This window comes from Mucilaginibacter sp. PAMB04274, from assembly GCF_039634385.2.
In the GTDB taxonomy this organism is placed as follows: domain Bacteria; phylum Bacteroidota; class Bacteroidia; order Sphingobacteriales; family Sphingobacteriaceae; genus Mucilaginibacter.
The window spans coordinates 1,223,585-1,237,435 of record NZ_CP155081.2 but is presented as its reverse complement, the minus strand read 5'-3'; the positions used below and the strand labels follow the sequence as shown (position 1 = coordinate 1,237,435).

General features: G+C 44.9%; 14 protein-coding genes. 10 read left to right on the top strand and 4 right to left on the bottom strand.

The window, feature by feature from the left end; translation table 11 throughout:
• Positions 1–23: 23 nt before the first annotated feature.
• Positions 24–1,016: a c-type cytochrome gene (locus ABDD95_RS05135; RefSeq protein ID WP_345950828.1), complete on the top strand. Its 993-nt coding sequence runs from the start codon at positions 24–26 to the stop codon at positions 1,014–1,016.
• A gap of 86 nt (positions 1,017–1,102) precedes the next feature.
• Here the strand turns inward: ABDD95_RS05135 and ABDD95_RS05130 are convergent, their stop codons facing one another.
• Together ABDD95_RS05130 and ABDD95_RS05125 are read right to left on the bottom strand one after the other, a co-directional pair.
• Positions 1,103–2,152, bottom strand: a complete 1,050-nt coding sequence (locus ABDD95_RS05130) for an agmatine deiminase family protein (RefSeq protein ID WP_345950827.1) — start codon at positions 2,150–2,152, stop codon at positions 1,103–1,105.
• The gene (locus ABDD95_RS05125; RefSeq protein WP_345950826.1) at positions 2,145–3,014 is read right to left on the bottom strand and encodes a carbon-nitrogen hydrolase; all 870 of its coding nucleotides are present in this window, start codon (positions 3,012–3,014) and stop codon (positions 2,145–2,147) included. The genes ABDD95_RS05130 and ABDD95_RS05125 overlap by 8 nt, the downstream gene beginning before the upstream one ends.
• 189 nt (positions 3,015–3,203) lie before the next feature.
• Between ABDD95_RS05125 and ABDD95_RS05120 the strand changes: the two genes are divergently transcribed.
• The 3 genes from ABDD95_RS05120 to ABDD95_RS05110 all read left to right on the top strand — a co-directional run bounded on the left by ABDD95_RS05120 (position 3,204) and on the right by ABDD95_RS05110 (position 5,727).
• The gene (locus ABDD95_RS05120) at positions 3,204–4,154 is read left to right on the top strand and encodes a lysylphosphatidylglycerol synthase transmembrane domain-containing protein (protein ID WP_345950825.1); all 951 of its coding nucleotides are present in this window, start codon (positions 3,204–3,206) and stop codon (positions 4,152–4,154) included.
• 52 nt (positions 4,155–4,206) lie between these two features.
• The gene (locus ABDD95_RS05115) at positions 4,207–4,911 is read left to right on the top strand and encodes an SDR family oxidoreductase (protein WP_345950824.1); all 705 of its coding nucleotides are present in this window, start codon (positions 4,207–4,209) and stop codon (positions 4,909–4,911) included.
• A gap of 357 nt (positions 4,912–5,268) precedes the next feature.
• On the top strand, positions 5,269–5,727 hold the full coding sequence (locus ABDD95_RS05110) for a hypothetical protein (protein WP_345950823.1): 459 nt from the start codon (positions 5,269–5,271) through the stop codon (positions 5,725–5,727).
• A gap of 76 nt (positions 5,728–5,803) precedes the next feature.
• Here the strand turns inward: ABDD95_RS05110 and ABDD95_RS05105 are convergent, their stop codons facing one another.
• A complete protein-coding gene (locus ABDD95_RS05105; RefSeq protein WP_345950822.1) occupies positions 5,804–6,691 on the bottom strand; it encodes an NmrA family NAD(P)-binding protein in 888 nt (295 codons plus the stop codon).
• Positions 6,692–6,805: 114 nt separating this feature from the next.
• On the opposite strand from ABDD95_RS05105, the gene ABDD95_RS05100 reads away from it, so the two are divergent.
• The 6 genes from ABDD95_RS05100 (at position 6,806) to ABDD95_RS05075 (ending at position 13,096) form a co-directional block, all read left to right on the top strand.
• On the top strand, positions 6,806–7,294 hold the full coding sequence (locus ABDD95_RS05100; RefSeq protein WP_345950821.1) for a MarR family transcriptional regulator: 489 nt from the start codon (positions 6,806–6,808) through the stop codon (positions 7,292–7,294).
• A 214-nt stretch (positions 7,295–7,508) separates the two neighbouring features.
• Positions 7,509–8,987 (top strand): TonB-dependent receptor, encoded by a 1,479-nt coding sequence (locus tag ABDD95_RS05095; protein ID WP_345950820.1) that lies wholly within the window; start codon positions 7,509–7,511, stop codon positions 8,985–8,987.
• Positions 8,988–9,203: 216 nt separating this feature from the next.
• Positions 9,204–10,466, top strand: a complete 1,263-nt coding sequence (locus ABDD95_RS05090) for a BamA/TamA family outer membrane protein (protein ID WP_345950819.1) — start codon at positions 9,204–9,206, stop codon at positions 10,464–10,466.
• Positions 10,467–10,536: 70 nt separating this feature from the next.
• Positions 10,537–11,373, top strand: coding sequence for a sulfite exporter TauE/SafE family protein (locus ABDD95_RS05085; protein WP_345950818.1), 837 nt, complete (start codon positions 10,537–10,539; stop codon positions 11,371–11,373).
• Between the two features lie 6 nt (positions 11,374–11,379).
• Positions 11,380–11,769, top strand: a complete 390-nt coding sequence (locus tag ABDD95_RS05080) for a DUF1634 domain-containing protein (protein ID WP_345950817.1) — start codon at positions 11,380–11,382, stop codon at positions 11,767–11,769.
• 31 nt (positions 11,770–11,800) lie between these two features.
• Positions 11,801–13,096 (top strand): alpha/beta fold hydrolase, encoded by a 1,296-nt coding sequence (locus ABDD95_RS05075; protein WP_345950816.1) that lies wholly within the window; start codon positions 11,801–11,803, stop codon positions 13,094–13,096.
• A gap of 46 nt (positions 13,097–13,142) precedes the next feature.
• Here the strand turns inward: ABDD95_RS05075 and ABDD95_RS05070 are convergent, their stop codons facing one another.
• Positions 13,143–13,619, bottom strand: coding sequence for a DinB family protein (locus ABDD95_RS05070; RefSeq protein WP_345950815.1), 477 nt, complete (start codon positions 13,617–13,619; stop codon positions 13,143–13,145).
• Positions 13,620–13,851: the final 232 nt, after the last annotated feature.

The following is a 13,851-nucleotide window of genomic DNA, read 5'->3' as shown; positions in this document are numbered from 1 at the left end:
TATAACCTTATTACATTAAAAATATGCCTAAAAAAAAGAACAGGTTGGGTAAGATTGTTATTATTATCCTCCTTTTGCTCGCTGTAGTAATAGCTTCCGGTGTAAGCTACCTTAAACTGGCCAAACCGAATGTTGGTCCACCTCCAGAAATTCATGTTAAAAACACTCAGGCATTAATTGAACGTGGCCGCTATATGGCTATGCATGTAATGGCGTGTATGGACTGCCATAGCACGCGTAACTTTAGCCAATTTGCCGGCCCGATGGTTGAAGGCACATTAGGCAAAGGTGGCGACCGCTTTGGGCCGGAGATGGGCTTTCCGGGTACGTTCTATGCCCGCAACATTACACCGGCCAGTTTAAAAGACTGGACTGACGGGGAGATCTTCAGGGCCATTACTACAGGTGTTACCAAAGGAGGTGAGCCCATTTTTCCGGTTATGCCCTACCACGCTTATGGGCATGCCGATTCGATTGATGTAATTGCTGTGATTGCTTATCTACGCAGCATTCCTGCTATTGAGAATAAGGTACCTGCCTCAAAAGCCGATTTTCCGGTTAACCTCATTATGCGTACTATGCCCGTTAAAGCCAGTTTACAGGCAAAACCGGATACCACTAACCAGTTGGCTTATGGAAAGTATTTAGTTACAGTAGCAGCCTGCCAGGATTGCCATACCCGGGTAGATGATAAAGGAGCTGCTATAGCAGGAACCGAATTTGGTGGTGGCCGCAAATTTCCGATGCCCGGCGGCGATATAGCATCAGCTAACATCACTTCGGATGTATCTACCGGACTTGGCAGTTGGACGGAAGCCAACTTTTTAAGCCGCTTTGCGCAGTACCGAAATGCCAATGCGGCACATCGCGCGGTTAATCCGAACGAGTTTAATTCTATTATGCCGTGGACGATGTATGCCGGCATGAAAGACAGTGATTTGAAGGCGATTTTTGCTTACTTGAAAACTTTAAAGCCTATTACTAACCAGGTAGTAAAGTTTACGCCCAAAAGCTAGGCCCCGCAAAAGAGCTGCTTTGATATAACCTTAACTGGTTAAAAACAAAAAAGCCCGGCTCAGGTGAGCAGGGCTTTTTTGTTTTATTATATCTCCGGTTCTTGCTGGCTGAGACAGTGAAAACTGCCTAAACCCCAAATAATATCGGTAGAATCAATTCCTACCACTTTACGATCGGGGAAACATTGCGTTATAATATCTAATGCTTTGTCATCGCTGGCGCAGCGGTAGGTTGGCACAACCACGGCTGCATTGCTAATGTAAAAGTTAGCATATGAGGCCGGCAGCAATTGGTCTTCATGAATAACCGGCGTAGGCATAGGCAATTCAACTACGTTTAGTTGTTTGCCATTTAGCAGGCGCATACGGCTTAACGCTTGCAGGTTCTCTTGAAGAAGGTGATAATTTTCATCGTTTTTGTTTTCCTCAACAACAGTAACAACGGTATCCTCGTTTACAAAACGGGTTATGTCATCAATATGGCCATCCGTATCGTCCCCAATAATACCATCACCAAGCCAAAGTACCTGCTCCACACCATAGTAGTTTTGCAGGTATTCTTCTATCTGTTGCTGATTTAAATGTGGGTTCCGGTTTTGGTTCAACAAACAGGCGGTAGTGGTAAGTACTGTACCTGCGCCATTAAAATCAACCGAGCCACCTTCCATCACAATACCCGGATGGTAAACCGGCAGGCTAAAATGTTCGGCTATACGGGTCGGAATCACATCATCCAAATCATACGGCGGATATTTACCCCCCCAGGCGTTATAGCCCCAGTCAACCACCACTTTTTGTTTAGTATCGCGGTTTATCAAGAACGCCGGACCATGGTCTCTGCACCAGGCATCATTCGTAGGAAAGTTATAGAACTCAATTTGGCTTAAGTCAACACCATTTTCTACGAGGTGACGTTTTGCAAATTCTTCCATTTGCCGGTCGGCCACGTTAATGCGTACTAACTCGCCTGCAGTAACTTCTTTTATGAACTCACTGTAGCGGGCAAATATAGTTTCAATCTTTCCGGGCCATGAGGCTTCCTTATGCGGCCAGCTCAGCCAGGTAGCCGTATGCTTCGCCCATTCGGCCGGAAAAGCAAAGCCATGCTTAGCAGGCGAGCCATCAAAATTACTCATCGTCTAACAGGCGTTTGGTAATGGGCTGATAGGTGTCTATGCGTCTGTCGCGCAGGAAAGGCCAGTGGGTGCGGTAGTAATCTGTTTTAGCTAAATCAAGCTCAACAGTGGTTACCTGCTCTTCCCGATGATCCCCCTGGAAAATAACCTTACCAAATGGATTAGATACAAAAGATCCACCCCAGAATTTGAGGCCAACTTCCTCGCCTACTCTATTCACACTTACCACATGCACACCATTGGCCACCGCATGCGAACGCTGTATGGTTTGCCAGGCATCGTATTGCTCCGTGTTGGTGTCTACATCCTGGGTTGATGCCCAGCCAATAGCCGTTGGATAAAATAAGATTTCGGCGCCCATTAAAGCGGTAATGCGGGCTGCTTCAGGATACCATTGATCCCAGCAAATAAGCACGCCTATTTTGGCAAACTTGGTTTGAAATACTTTATACCCTAAATCGCCCGGCGTAAAATAAAATTTCTCATAAAAGCCCGGATCATCCGGAATATGCATTTTACGATATTTACCGAGGTAGGCGCCATCAGCATCCAATATAGCTGTGGTGTTGTGATACAACCCTTGCGTACGTTTCTCAAACAGCGACGCAATGATAACTACCCCCAGCTCAGCCGCCACTTTAGACAGCTCATCTGTTGACGGGCCGGGTATTGCCTCAGCTAACTTAAAATTGTCGTAATTCTCCTCATCGCAAAAATACAACGAAGTAAAAAGCTCCTGCAAGCACACAATTTGGGCACCCTGTTGGGCTGCCTCGCGTACTTTTTCAATAGCTTTCTGTAAATTTTGCTGCTTATCAGCTGTACAGCTCATCTGTACCAAACCTACTTTTACTTTGCTCATGGGCTATAAAAAATTTGCGCAAAAATACAGATTGTGAACTGAATAATTGGTTGTAAACAATGAATAGTTAACTGGCATTCATAGTTATTACAAAAAGATGTTTTTTTAAGGAATACACTTTGTAAACTGATTGCTACTTAAGCCGCCAGTATTCACTTTTCAGCGATTTTTCATAGTTTTGCCGTTGAAATGACTGATAAAGAAACTGTCACGAAGCCGAAAACCTGGAAAGATACTTTATGGAGCATCACCAAACTGCTGCTTAAGCTTGCAGTTACATCGGCTTTACTTTACTACGTTTTTAGCAAAATTGAAATTGGCAAGGTCAAAAATTTGATCCTACAATCTAATCCCTGGTGGATGCTGGCCGCGCTGTTATGCTTTTTTACATCTACTATTGTATCGGCATCCAGGCTATTAAGCTTTTTTAAATCCATTCATCTCAGGTTGGGTACTGCCTTCAACTTGCGGCTTTATTTATTAGGTATGTTTTATAACCTGTGCCTGCCAGGCGGCATTGGCGGCGACGGCTATAAAATTTACCTGCTTAACCAACGGTACAACTTACCTGCTAAAAAAGTATTTTGGGCTATATTGTTTGACCGTTTAAGCGGCTTTTGGGCTATTGGGTTAATTACGGTAGCACTAATTCTATTCGTACCGCAAGTTGAAATTCATATTGCTATTCCACTCACTATTTTTTTAGCGGGCACAGCTGTTTACTACTTTGTAGCGCGGCGCTTTTTTAAGGAATATACCCATTATTTCTTTGAGGCACATATTAAAGCAGTAGGCGTACAATCGCTGCAGGTACTTACGGTTTTAATGGTACTGCTGGGCTTGCATTTTGATGGTAAGTTTGCCCCTTATTTGCTCAGCTTTCTAATGTCATCATTGGCTGCGGTATTTCCATTTACATTGGGTGGTTTGGGTGCGCGAGAGTATATCTTCACCTGGCTTTCTACCATATTTGATATGAATGCCAATCTTGCTGTGTTTGTAAGCCTGTCGTTCTATGTTATATCGGCAATTGTATCGTTAGTAGGTGTGTACTATGTTTTCCGGGAGGATAAGCTGGAAGAAGGCGTACCGCCGGTTGTGGACGAGGACGAGGAACTGGCCCAAAAACCAGTACAATAATTTACTGTTGATTGATAAGGCTTTTCTAAAAAGCATTTTAGCAAAAACGTTTATGAACATTGTTATTACAGGTGCCAGCAGCGGCGTGGGTTTTGAGGCAGTAATAGAACTTGCGCTAACCAACAACCATCAAATAATTGCATTGGCCCGTTCACAGGATAAGCTTACCCGTTTACTGGAAATTGCGAAGGGTTTAAACCCGGAGTGCACTTTGTATCCTGTTGCGTTTGATATTGTACATGATGATTACGACGGCTTGCAGCAGTTTGTGAACAGCCGCTTTGAGGGTAAGATTGACGTACTTATTAATAACGCCGGCGCTTTAATTAACAAACCATTTAACCAAACCGACGAGACTGACTTTGTTGAAATGCTGCAAAGCAATTACCTGGGGCATGTGCGTATGATACAAAACCTGCTGCCGCAAATGGCTCAGGGCAGCCATATTGTAAATATTGGCAGCATGGGTGGCTTTCCCGGTAGTATTAAGTTTGGCGGATTATCGGCTTACTCTGCCAGTAAAGCGGCACTACACACACTTACCGAGTGCCTGGCACTCGAATTGCGCGATCAGCAGATCAGCGTAAACTGCCTGGCTTTGGGTTCGGCACAAACCGAGATGCTGGAAAAAGCTTTTCCGGATTATCAATCGCCGGTGATGGCCTTTGAAATGGGTAAGTACATTGCCGATTTTGCTATTACCGGTCATAAGTTTTTTAATGGCAAGGTACTGCCGGTTGCCGTAACCACGCCTTAGTACCCCTTGTTAAAACATACTTTGAACAGGTTAAAAAGGGTGTTCCATCTGGCATGCGCCTCTTCTGAAACACTTTGCCTATCAACATTCTAAAAGTTTAGTGACAAATTTGCGTCAGTGAGTAAACACTACTTAAATTTTAGCAAATAATGTATTAGGCTTTTAGGGGAGGTCCGTAAAAATGTTGTTGAAACACCTTGCCAATGAGTAGTTGAATAGCAGTATTGCGTCGTCAGCAAGCCCAGCTGCCCAGGCATGCTGTACCAATTTACGGCGTACAAAACTATTCAGCAACTGTTTCCTACCATTCGTCCGGAAAGGCATTAGCACCATTATTGTCCAGCCTAACTTTACGCTATGAAACCGCTTTTTGTACTTTTAGGTGTGTTTGGTTTAAGTTGTTTGCTTACCTGGTTTAGTGGCGGGCAAGTTGCCCTATTGCTAAGCGGACGTAGAGCAATGGCCGCCATGCTGGTTTTTACTTCAGTTGCCCACTTTGTATTCTGGCGGGGTATGGCGCTCATGCTGCCCAAGGCACTACCAAACAAAAAAGCCATTGTTTACGGTACGGGTGTATTGGAAGTTATAGCAGGTATTGGCTTACTCATACCGGCTGCTACCAACATAATGGCCATCCTGCTTGTGGCTTTTTTTGTACTAATACTGCCCGGCAATATCAAAGCAGCCCGTGAGCATGTTAATTTAGAAAGGGCAGACTACACCGGCAACGGTTTAAGCTATCTATGGTTCCGCATACCTCTGCAGGTACTGTTTATAACGTGGACCTGGTACTTTGGGATTTACCTGGCATACTAAAATAAGCGTTAACTGAAAGAACCGGTGTAACCACGTAAGCAGTAAAGACCGGTTCTTTTAAATAACCGAGCAGTAATTAAAAACCGGCAATTACTTCTTCAGCGCTTGTCCAGTTAACGTCCGGATAGCGGTCATTATCGAGCGGCCGGGCTTGTATGGTAAACATGCTCTGAATATACTGGCTGCTTTGCCAGCGTGGATAAATTTCATTTTCGCCTTCGGGATGGGCCGCCCTTTCGGCTTTGTTATAGGCGGCAAGGCTTTCCAAAGTACCCATATTTATCAGCTTAAATTCTTCCTGTTTTACTTTGCTGGCAACAACAGCCATTTGGGTTTGTGTAAGCTGAAAGCTGGCAATGTGCAGTATTCTTGGCGTAGCATCGTCTAAAGCTGCTGCTGCTGTAAAATCGGCCGTATTATCCATGGTGGTATAATCAATCAGCCAGTCGGCATTATCCCAATAGCCAGCTGTCTTTTTACGTACGTCCAGCACAGGCGTACCATAACCCAATATTTCTGCAAAAGCACCGTTTAAGATAGAAGTTGCGGCTATGGGAGCTTGATTTATGCGTTCCATAAACTCTTTACGCAGGTCAAAATTGCGATTCTCGCCCATGGGCTGCTGTGTAAAGTCTGATGCAAAATCTGACGGAATAAAACGTGGCACACCTGCCGCAACAGCAGCATCTACCAACACCCCTTGCATATCAATCAGCACATCGCGCAAACCTTGCACAGCCGAAATTACGCAAGAGACGCCCATACATGCTTCCGTAATTTCCGCCTTATTAAGCAAATCTGCTTCCATCACCTCCACTCCCATTTCCTTAAACTCATTTACTTTTACCGGGTCGGTTGTTGAACGTACTACTGCACGTACACTTGCACCGCGTTTAAGTAAGGCTTTTACAATGCGGCCACCCAGATTGCCGGTAGCGCCTGCAACCAGAATTATTTTTTCCATAACTATTTAAGTAATCTTTGTTTTATTGTTGCAGGTTGCATCATTGAATTTAAATAGCAACCTTCCTATCGAACGCAAAATAGTAAACATTGTTTACTATCTTATTAATTAAGCATGATGGAATCCAAAAGCAAAAAAGATTTTCCGGAACATAACGACGATAAAAATTGGGCACGGCTGGTATATATTGCCAAAAAGCACCTCGATATATGGTCACATCAAAGCATCAGGCCGGGGCAAGGGCAGTTAAAGCTTTCCTATATGCCGCTTATATTCAACATCAGTACCAAGGGCAGTACCAATACCGAGATTGCTAAGCGGTCGCTTACGGCCAAGCAGGCCATGAGCCGCACGGTAAAAGAGTTGGAAAACAAGGGTATGATTAGCACGCAGCCCTTATCAAACGATAAAAGAAGCTACCAAATTAATTTAACCGATGAAGGGTTGCAATTTGTACAGGCCGCAAACCTGAGGCTATCTAACCTGGTAGCTAATTACAAGCTACTGGTTGGCGAAGATGATTTCAACATCGCAACTGAAGTGCTGCACAAAATCATTCGCTATCATGAGCAAATGAATAGTGATGACGCTACTGAAGAATGAAGATTTATAAAGCTGTGCGTAAAACCGCTTAACCAGGCTTAAACCTTTATAGCCTTCCGCCTTACAAGCAAACCGATCATCTGTCGGCAATAATTGCTTATCTTAACCTAAGCTCCGTCCTTTCAGTAAAAAGGTGTATTTTTGCGTTGTTCTATCAGGTTATGCTACTCGCAGCAAAAAACCGTTATCAATTATATCGGTTATACTTTAGTCTATGATCACCAGCTACAATAAAAACATCGGTACCAAACATAAAGCCCTAACCATTAATCTGGACCCTGCAATTTATGGCACTTTTGCCGAAATTGGCGCAGGGCAAGATGTTGCGGCGCACTTTTTTAAGGCAGGCGCATCATCGGGCACAGTGGCTAAAACCATGTCGGCTTATGACATGATATTTTCTGACGCCATTTACGGCGTACAAAAAGTAAAACGCTATGTAAGTGAGCAGCGGCTCATAGCCATGCTGGAGCGCGAATACGGGCTAATGATAGAACGGTTAGCCGAACAACGCGGAAGCACCTCAACATTTTTTGCCTTTTCGGGCACCTTCTCAACCCTCAATTACCATAAAACCAACGAGGGCCACGGTTGGATGGGTGTACGCTTTCAGTTAGAACCCAATGGCGAGTACCACGAAGTAGTTATACACGTAAAATTAATTGATAACGATGCCAACCTGCAGCAGCAAGCTGTAGGTATATTAGGTGTAAACCTAATATATGCCTGTTTTTATTATAATGAAACACCATCAGTTTTCCTGATGTCGTTGATGGATGACTTATCTAAAGACCGCATCCAGATAGATATGGTGCGCTTTGAAGGGCCAAGGTTTGCCAAGGTAGACAACCGCCTGATGAGCTTACATTTGGTTAAGTACGGTTTTAGTGACGCTGCCCTGTTTGGTCCGGATGGCAAGAACATGCAACCATCAGAGGTGTTATATAAAAAGCACATGGTGGTTATACGCGGCAGGTTCAGGCCGCTGATTAATGTGCATTTAGATATGCTCAACACCGGTGTAAAGCAATTTATGCAAGAACCCGATGTGGACGAAAGCAAGGTTGTGGTGGTTACCGAGCTTACGCTGCAAGCCCTGAAAGAACGTAATGCCGATGAAACGGCCGATATTGATGAAAAAGACTTTTTAGACCGGGTTGACATTTTATGTTCGTTAGGCCAAACGGTGCTAATCTCCAATTTTCATGAATATTATAAACTGGTGGCCTATCTTTCCAAAATTACCAAATTAAAGGTAGGCGTGGTTTTAGGCTATCCTAACCTCGAATATATCTTCTCGGAGGAGCATTATCAGAATTTGCCGGGCGGTATCCTCGAATCGTTCGCTACGCTGTTTAGCCGTAAGGTAAAACTGTTTGTTTACCCTACCCTGCGCGATGGCCTGATCTGGAACTGCCTTAAGTTTACGCTTCCGCCACACCTTATTGATTTATACCGCTACCTGATTGCCAATGACAAGATTGAGGATATAAGGCATTATAACGAAACCAACCTGCATGTACAGACAGATAAAGTTTTGGAACTGATAAAACAGGGAGCAGATGGCTGGGAAGAATATGTACCGGCCGAAGTAGCCACCATGATTAAAGAACGCTGCTTGTTTGGCTACCCATGCGAAGTACCAGCCACCAATATAACCGATATGGGGGCTGAGAACGCCAGTCTCTCTTAGTTAAATATTTCTGCAGGCACGTTAACGGTTAGTATTGTCATCAGCTCGTTATGAACTGTTGCCGTCTAAAACATTTCTATGGTTTCTTCGTCTTTTCAAGAAACAAGTGAGGTTTTAGATAACACACAGTAATTCATCCGGATGAGGCAGCGCAATTACGTTTACATAACGTTTAAACTACAATTAAACTTCTTATTTGCATTTCTGCTTGCAGTAATGCCGTTTTGCAGTTATGCCCAGCTTACACCGGTCGATTCGCTAAAGGCCGATTCATTGCGCCGTGCACGTTTGGGCCAACCCAAAGTAGTGGATACGCTTTACAAGCAATATGACGTAGGCGACCTTTTCACGACCATCTTTCATCCGGGCAGAAAGCCCGACTCGTTGAAAAAGAAATCAGGCATTACCATTATTCCAAACATCGCTTCTAACCCCAGCATTGGTTCGCAAATTGGTATCAAAGCGGTAGCCGGCCGTAAGTTGGGTAATGATCCGCGCACCTTAATGTCGGTAGCGGCAACCTCTGCATCTATTACTACTAAAGGCATCATTTATTTTTACGTTAACCACAATGTGTTTACGCCACAAAATAAGTGGAACCTGCAGGGTAGCCTGGTTGTAGCCAAAACCGTTACACCCGATTTTGGATTGGGTATTGGCCAAAGTGCCGAAGGCAGCACGGCCGACCAGGTACTGGCCAACCCTGCACGTAAAGGATACGTGCTCCACTCCATTTACTTCAACATTCGCGAGAAGGTGTATAAGCAGGTTTATCCCAACCTGTTTGTGGGCGCTGGCGCATCGTTCGATATCAGACGAAGTATAGAAGACCGGATATCGACTACCAACCTAACACCTTATAATATTTATAGCGACCGCAACGGGTTCGACCTGAATAATTACACTTCCAACGGCTTACTTTTTAGTGCAGAATATACCACCCGCGACAATCAGAACCGGGCTTATAAAGGCATTTATGCTGATGCCGGCTTCAGGATTAACCAACGCTGGATGGCCAGCAGCAAAAATGCCGTACAATTTACCTACGATTTGCGGAAATATATCAGTTTATCGAAACGGCATCCCGAGCATGTGATTGCATTATGGAACTGGAGCTCGTACGTATTAAGCGGGGCACTACCTTACCTCGATTTACCTGGCACCGGCAAAGATCCCAGCCTGCGGAGCGGCCGTGGTTATACCATCGGTTATTTTAAAGGCACCCAGTATTTTTATACCGAAGCCGAATATCGCTTCCCTATAACCCGTAACAAGTTTCTGAGCGGCGTAGCCTTTTACCACCTGCAAACCGCTAATGATGATGCCGGTACGCAGCTCTTTGAAAAATGGCAGCCCGGCTATGGCGGTGGCCTGCGCGTACTTTTCAACAAAGCTACCCGTACTAATCTTTGTTTAGATTATGCTTTTGGAAAGTTTGGCGCCCGAGGTTTCTTTTTGGGATTGAACGAGGCATTTTAATGGGGCTGCCTGTCTGTCTTGCATCTTGTTACTTGCCCCTTGCGGCTAATTTGCTACCTTAGCCGCCGGCATGACGGTACTGGCAGTAACTCTTATAATTTTAGCCGGCTCGTACCTGGCGGGCTTACTCGGCTCCTTAACGGGTTTGGGTGGCGGTGTGGTTATCATACCCCTGCTTACCCTGGTGCTCAACGTTAACATTCATTACGCCATTGGTGCATCATTGGTATCGGTTATCGCTACATCCTCCGGTTCTGCAGCGGCCTATGTTAAGGAAGGCATCACCAATATACGGCTGGGTATGTTCCTGGAAATTGCCACTACTATCGGGGCCATGGTAGGCGCTATGCTTGCCCTGCACATTCAAACCAGTGTTATTGCTATAGTTTTCGGACTGATATTGATCTTCTCGGCCCTGATGTCGCTTAAAGAGAAAAAAGAACACATAAACCAGCACAAAAGCCAACTGGCCGAAAAGCTGAAACTAAACAGCCACTACCCTACCCAGGATGGCTTGGTTGAATACGGCGTGGTAAACGTAGGCGGCGGCTTTTTTATGATGCTGTTTGCCGGTATTATATCGGGCCTGCTAGGCATCGGGTCGGGCGCATTAAAGGTTGTGGCGATGGATGGCATTATGCGCATCCCTTTCAAGGTATCAACCACTACCAGTAATTTCATGATAGGCGTTACAGCCGCAGCCAGCGCCGTAGTGTATTTACAGCGCGGGTATATCGATCCAGGTCTTTCTATGCCGGTAGTAATTGGCGTATTGCTGGGTGCATTAACCGGTTCCAAAATACTGGTGCATACGCAATCCTCGCAATGGGTACGGTGGGTATTTGCTGTTATAGTAACTTTTTTGGCCGCGCAAATGATTTACAACGGTATAACTCACAAAATTTAACTCATTATGCTTAGCCAAAAATCAACAACTGATATAGATATACAGCACATTATCGGCTGGATACTGCGCCTGGGTGTGATCATATCCATGTTTGTTGTTTTTGCAGGTGGCTGCTTATATTTGTACAGGCACGGCACCGAGGTGTTGCAATACAGCCAGTTTAAAGGTGTTCCCGACTTTGTGCATACGCCGTTAGGCATATGGCATGGCATATTAACGCTAAGGGGCAGGGCTATTATACAAGCTGGTATTATATTGCTGATTGCTACACCGGTGATCCGCATTATATTTTCGGCCATTGGTTTTGCGTTAGAGAAAGATTGGCTGTACACGGGCTTAACGCTCCTGGTGTTGGCCATTATAATAGGTAGTGCGTTAACTGGTCATGCCGGGTAACAAGCCGCATTTTTGATAGCATATTTTGATGATGAAAAAATTACTTCTGCTCAGCAGTCTCCTTTTAAGCTTACTACCCGCACTGGCACAAACTGAACCAGGCAACTACCGTGCGGCACTAAATAAGTTTATGCTATACTACAACCGCAACCAGGCAGATAGTATTTTCCTGATGTTTTCTCCTGAGGTAAAAAAGGAACTACCGTTGGAGAAGAACCGGCAAATGCTGGGACAACTGCAAACACAGTTAGGTGGTATACAAAAGGCCACCTTTATGAGCATGAGCGATAACGTAGCCACTTACAAAGCTGATTTCCAGAAATCGAGCCTGGCTATGAAAGTTAGCATGAACACCGCCCACCAGATAAGCGGGCTATTATTCGACAACCTGAAACCAGAAACACAGGCTACTACTGCTACTAATACCAATGACCCTAATACGGCAGAAACACCTTTAGAACTAAAAACCCTATCGGGTACTATTCACGGAACGTTGGCTATGCCTAAACAAGTAACTGGTAAAGTGCCGGTTGTGTTAATTATAGCAGCCGCTGGGCCCACCGACCGCAACGGCAACAAACCTAAAGTAAACCAAACCACTAATAGTTACCGGCTACTGGCAACCGAACTGGCAAAAAACGGAATTGCTTCACTACGTTATGATAAACGTTTGGTTGGCGAAACCATTAGCTCCACCCGCGAAGCACAACTACGTTTTGATGATTATGTTGACGATGCGGTAGCGCTGATAACTCAATTGCATGATGATCCGCGTTTTTCGAAAGTAGTGATACTTGGGCACAGCGAAGGCTCTTTGGTAGGTATGCTCTCAACGGCAGGCCAGCCGGTAAGCGCCTTTATTTCGGTTGAAGGCGAAAGCATGACAGCCGACAAGATTATTACCGAACAGCTAAAATCGCAACCCGACTATATTACAAAAGGCTTTAAAACTATTACCGATAGTTTGCGCAAAGGGAAAACCTACGATCAGGTTGATCCGGCTTTATACAGCATTGCCCGCGTGAGTGTGCAACCTTACCTCATGACCTGGATGAGATTTGATCCTACGAAAGAGATTAAAAAAGTAAAAGTACCGGTGCTACTTGTACAAGGCGCTAATGATGTACAGGTGAGCGTTGCCGATGCCGAAAAGCTAAAGAAAGCCAAGTCGGATGCCAAACTGGTTATCATTCCGGGGATGAATTATGTACTTAAAGACGCACCATTAGCTGCGCCAGCCAACATAGCCACCTACAATCAGCCCAACCTGCCTATCAAAACCGAGTTGGTAGGCGCAGTGGTTGACTTTGTTAAGGCCCTTAAATAAGCCTTACAATAATGCTATGTTTTGTGCGGGTATTAACCGGCCTGGGTTAAGATTTCCAGCTGCCCAGCAAGCGCCTCAATACAATAATTTCGGCGGTATGGTAAGCAGTATGATCGGCAGCTTGTAATGCCTCACGCAACAAAGTTTGCCCGCTACCATGCGGAATAGGCTTGTACAGATCTTCCGTTCCAACAAGCTCCATCAATTCGTGCAAATCTGTTTTAATTTGCGTTACTGAGCGGTCCCAATCATCTTCGCTGGCCGGCGCGGCTTCTTTAGGCCAGTATTCGTCTGGCCATTTAGGCGATTGATGGTTGCCGTCTTTACAAAATTCCAGCATATCCCATTGCGCAATGCGTATGTGTTCTACCAGTTGCCATATGCTATAAGGCAACCCATAAGGCCTCTCGCCGCGCTGGCTCGCTGGCAAATCTTTCAGGGCGTCATCTAAACCGGCATGGGCTGTACCTCCATCCATCAGTTTATGCAACTCGGTTATCAGGTTTGAATTATTGTCGGCCATAAAATCTTTTTAGCGACAACAAACTGTAGCGCACTTGGTTGATGATAGAATAAATTATTAATTTGTATTGATATATCAACTCAATGATAAAATGGCTTAAACGTATAGGCTTTGCCGGTTTTATGTTCTTCCTGCTAAAAGGCTTGGTTTGGGTAGGCATATTCTTTTACGTTAAATCCTGTTCAGACCAGAAAAAAACAAAGGCCGGTAATGTTTCCCGGCCTTACAAAAC

Bases quoted from the DNA above. Each gene is read 5' to 3' on its own strand.
- ABDD95_RS05110 (WP_345950823.1), top strand. From the start codon at position 5,269: ATGAAACCGCTTTTTGTACTTTTAGGTGTGTTTGGTTTAAGTTGTTTG.
- ABDD95_RS05120 (WP_345950825.1), top strand. From the start codon at position 3,204: ATGACTGATAAAGAAACTGTCACGAAGCCGAAAACCTGGAAAGATACT.
- ABDD95_RS05070 (WP_345950815.1), bottom strand. From the start codon at position 13,619: ATGGCCGACAATAATTCAAACCTGATAACCGAGTTGCATAAACTGATG.
- ABDD95_RS05095 (WP_345950820.1), top strand. From the start codon at position 7,509: ATGATCACCAGCTACAATAAAAACATCGGTACCAAACATAAAGCCCTA.
- ABDD95_RS05115 (WP_345950824.1), top strand. From the start codon at position 4,207: ATGAACATTGTTATTACAGGTGCCAGCAGCGGCGTGGGTTTTGAGGCA.
- ABDD95_RS05100 (WP_345950821.1), top strand. From the start codon at position 6,806: ATGATGGAATCCAAAAGCAAAAAAGATTTTCCGGAACATAACGACGAT.
- ABDD95_RS05105 (WP_345950822.1), bottom strand. From the start codon at position 6,691: ATGGAAAAAATAATTCTGGTTGCAGGCGCTACCGGCAATCTGGGTGGC.
- ABDD95_RS05090 (WP_345950819.1), top strand. From the start codon at position 9,204: ATGCCGTTTTGCAGTTATGCCCAGCTTACACCGGTCGATTCGCTAAAG.
- ABDD95_RS05130 (WP_345950827.1), bottom strand. From the start codon at position 2,152: ATGAGTAATTTTGATGGCTCGCCTGCTAAGCATGGCTTTGCTTTTCCG.
- ABDD95_RS05075 (WP_345950816.1), top strand. From the start codon at position 11,801: ATGAAAAAATTACTTCTGCTCAGCAGTCTCCTTTTAAGCTTACTACCC.
- ABDD95_RS05125 (WP_345950826.1), bottom strand. From the start codon at position 3,014: ATGAGCAAAGTAAAAGTAGGTTTGGTACAGATGAGCTGTACAGCTGAT.
- ABDD95_RS05135 (WP_345950828.1), top strand. From the start codon at position 24: ATGCCTAAAAAAAAGAACAGGTTGGGTAAGATTGTTATTATTATCCTC.
- ABDD95_RS05080 (WP_345950817.1), top strand. From the start codon at position 11,380: ATGCTTAGCCAAAAATCAACAACTGATATAGATATACAGCACATTATC.
- ABDD95_RS05085 (WP_345950818.1), top strand. From the start codon at position 10,537: ATGACGGTACTGGCAGTAACTCTTATAATTTTAGCCGGCTCGTACCTG.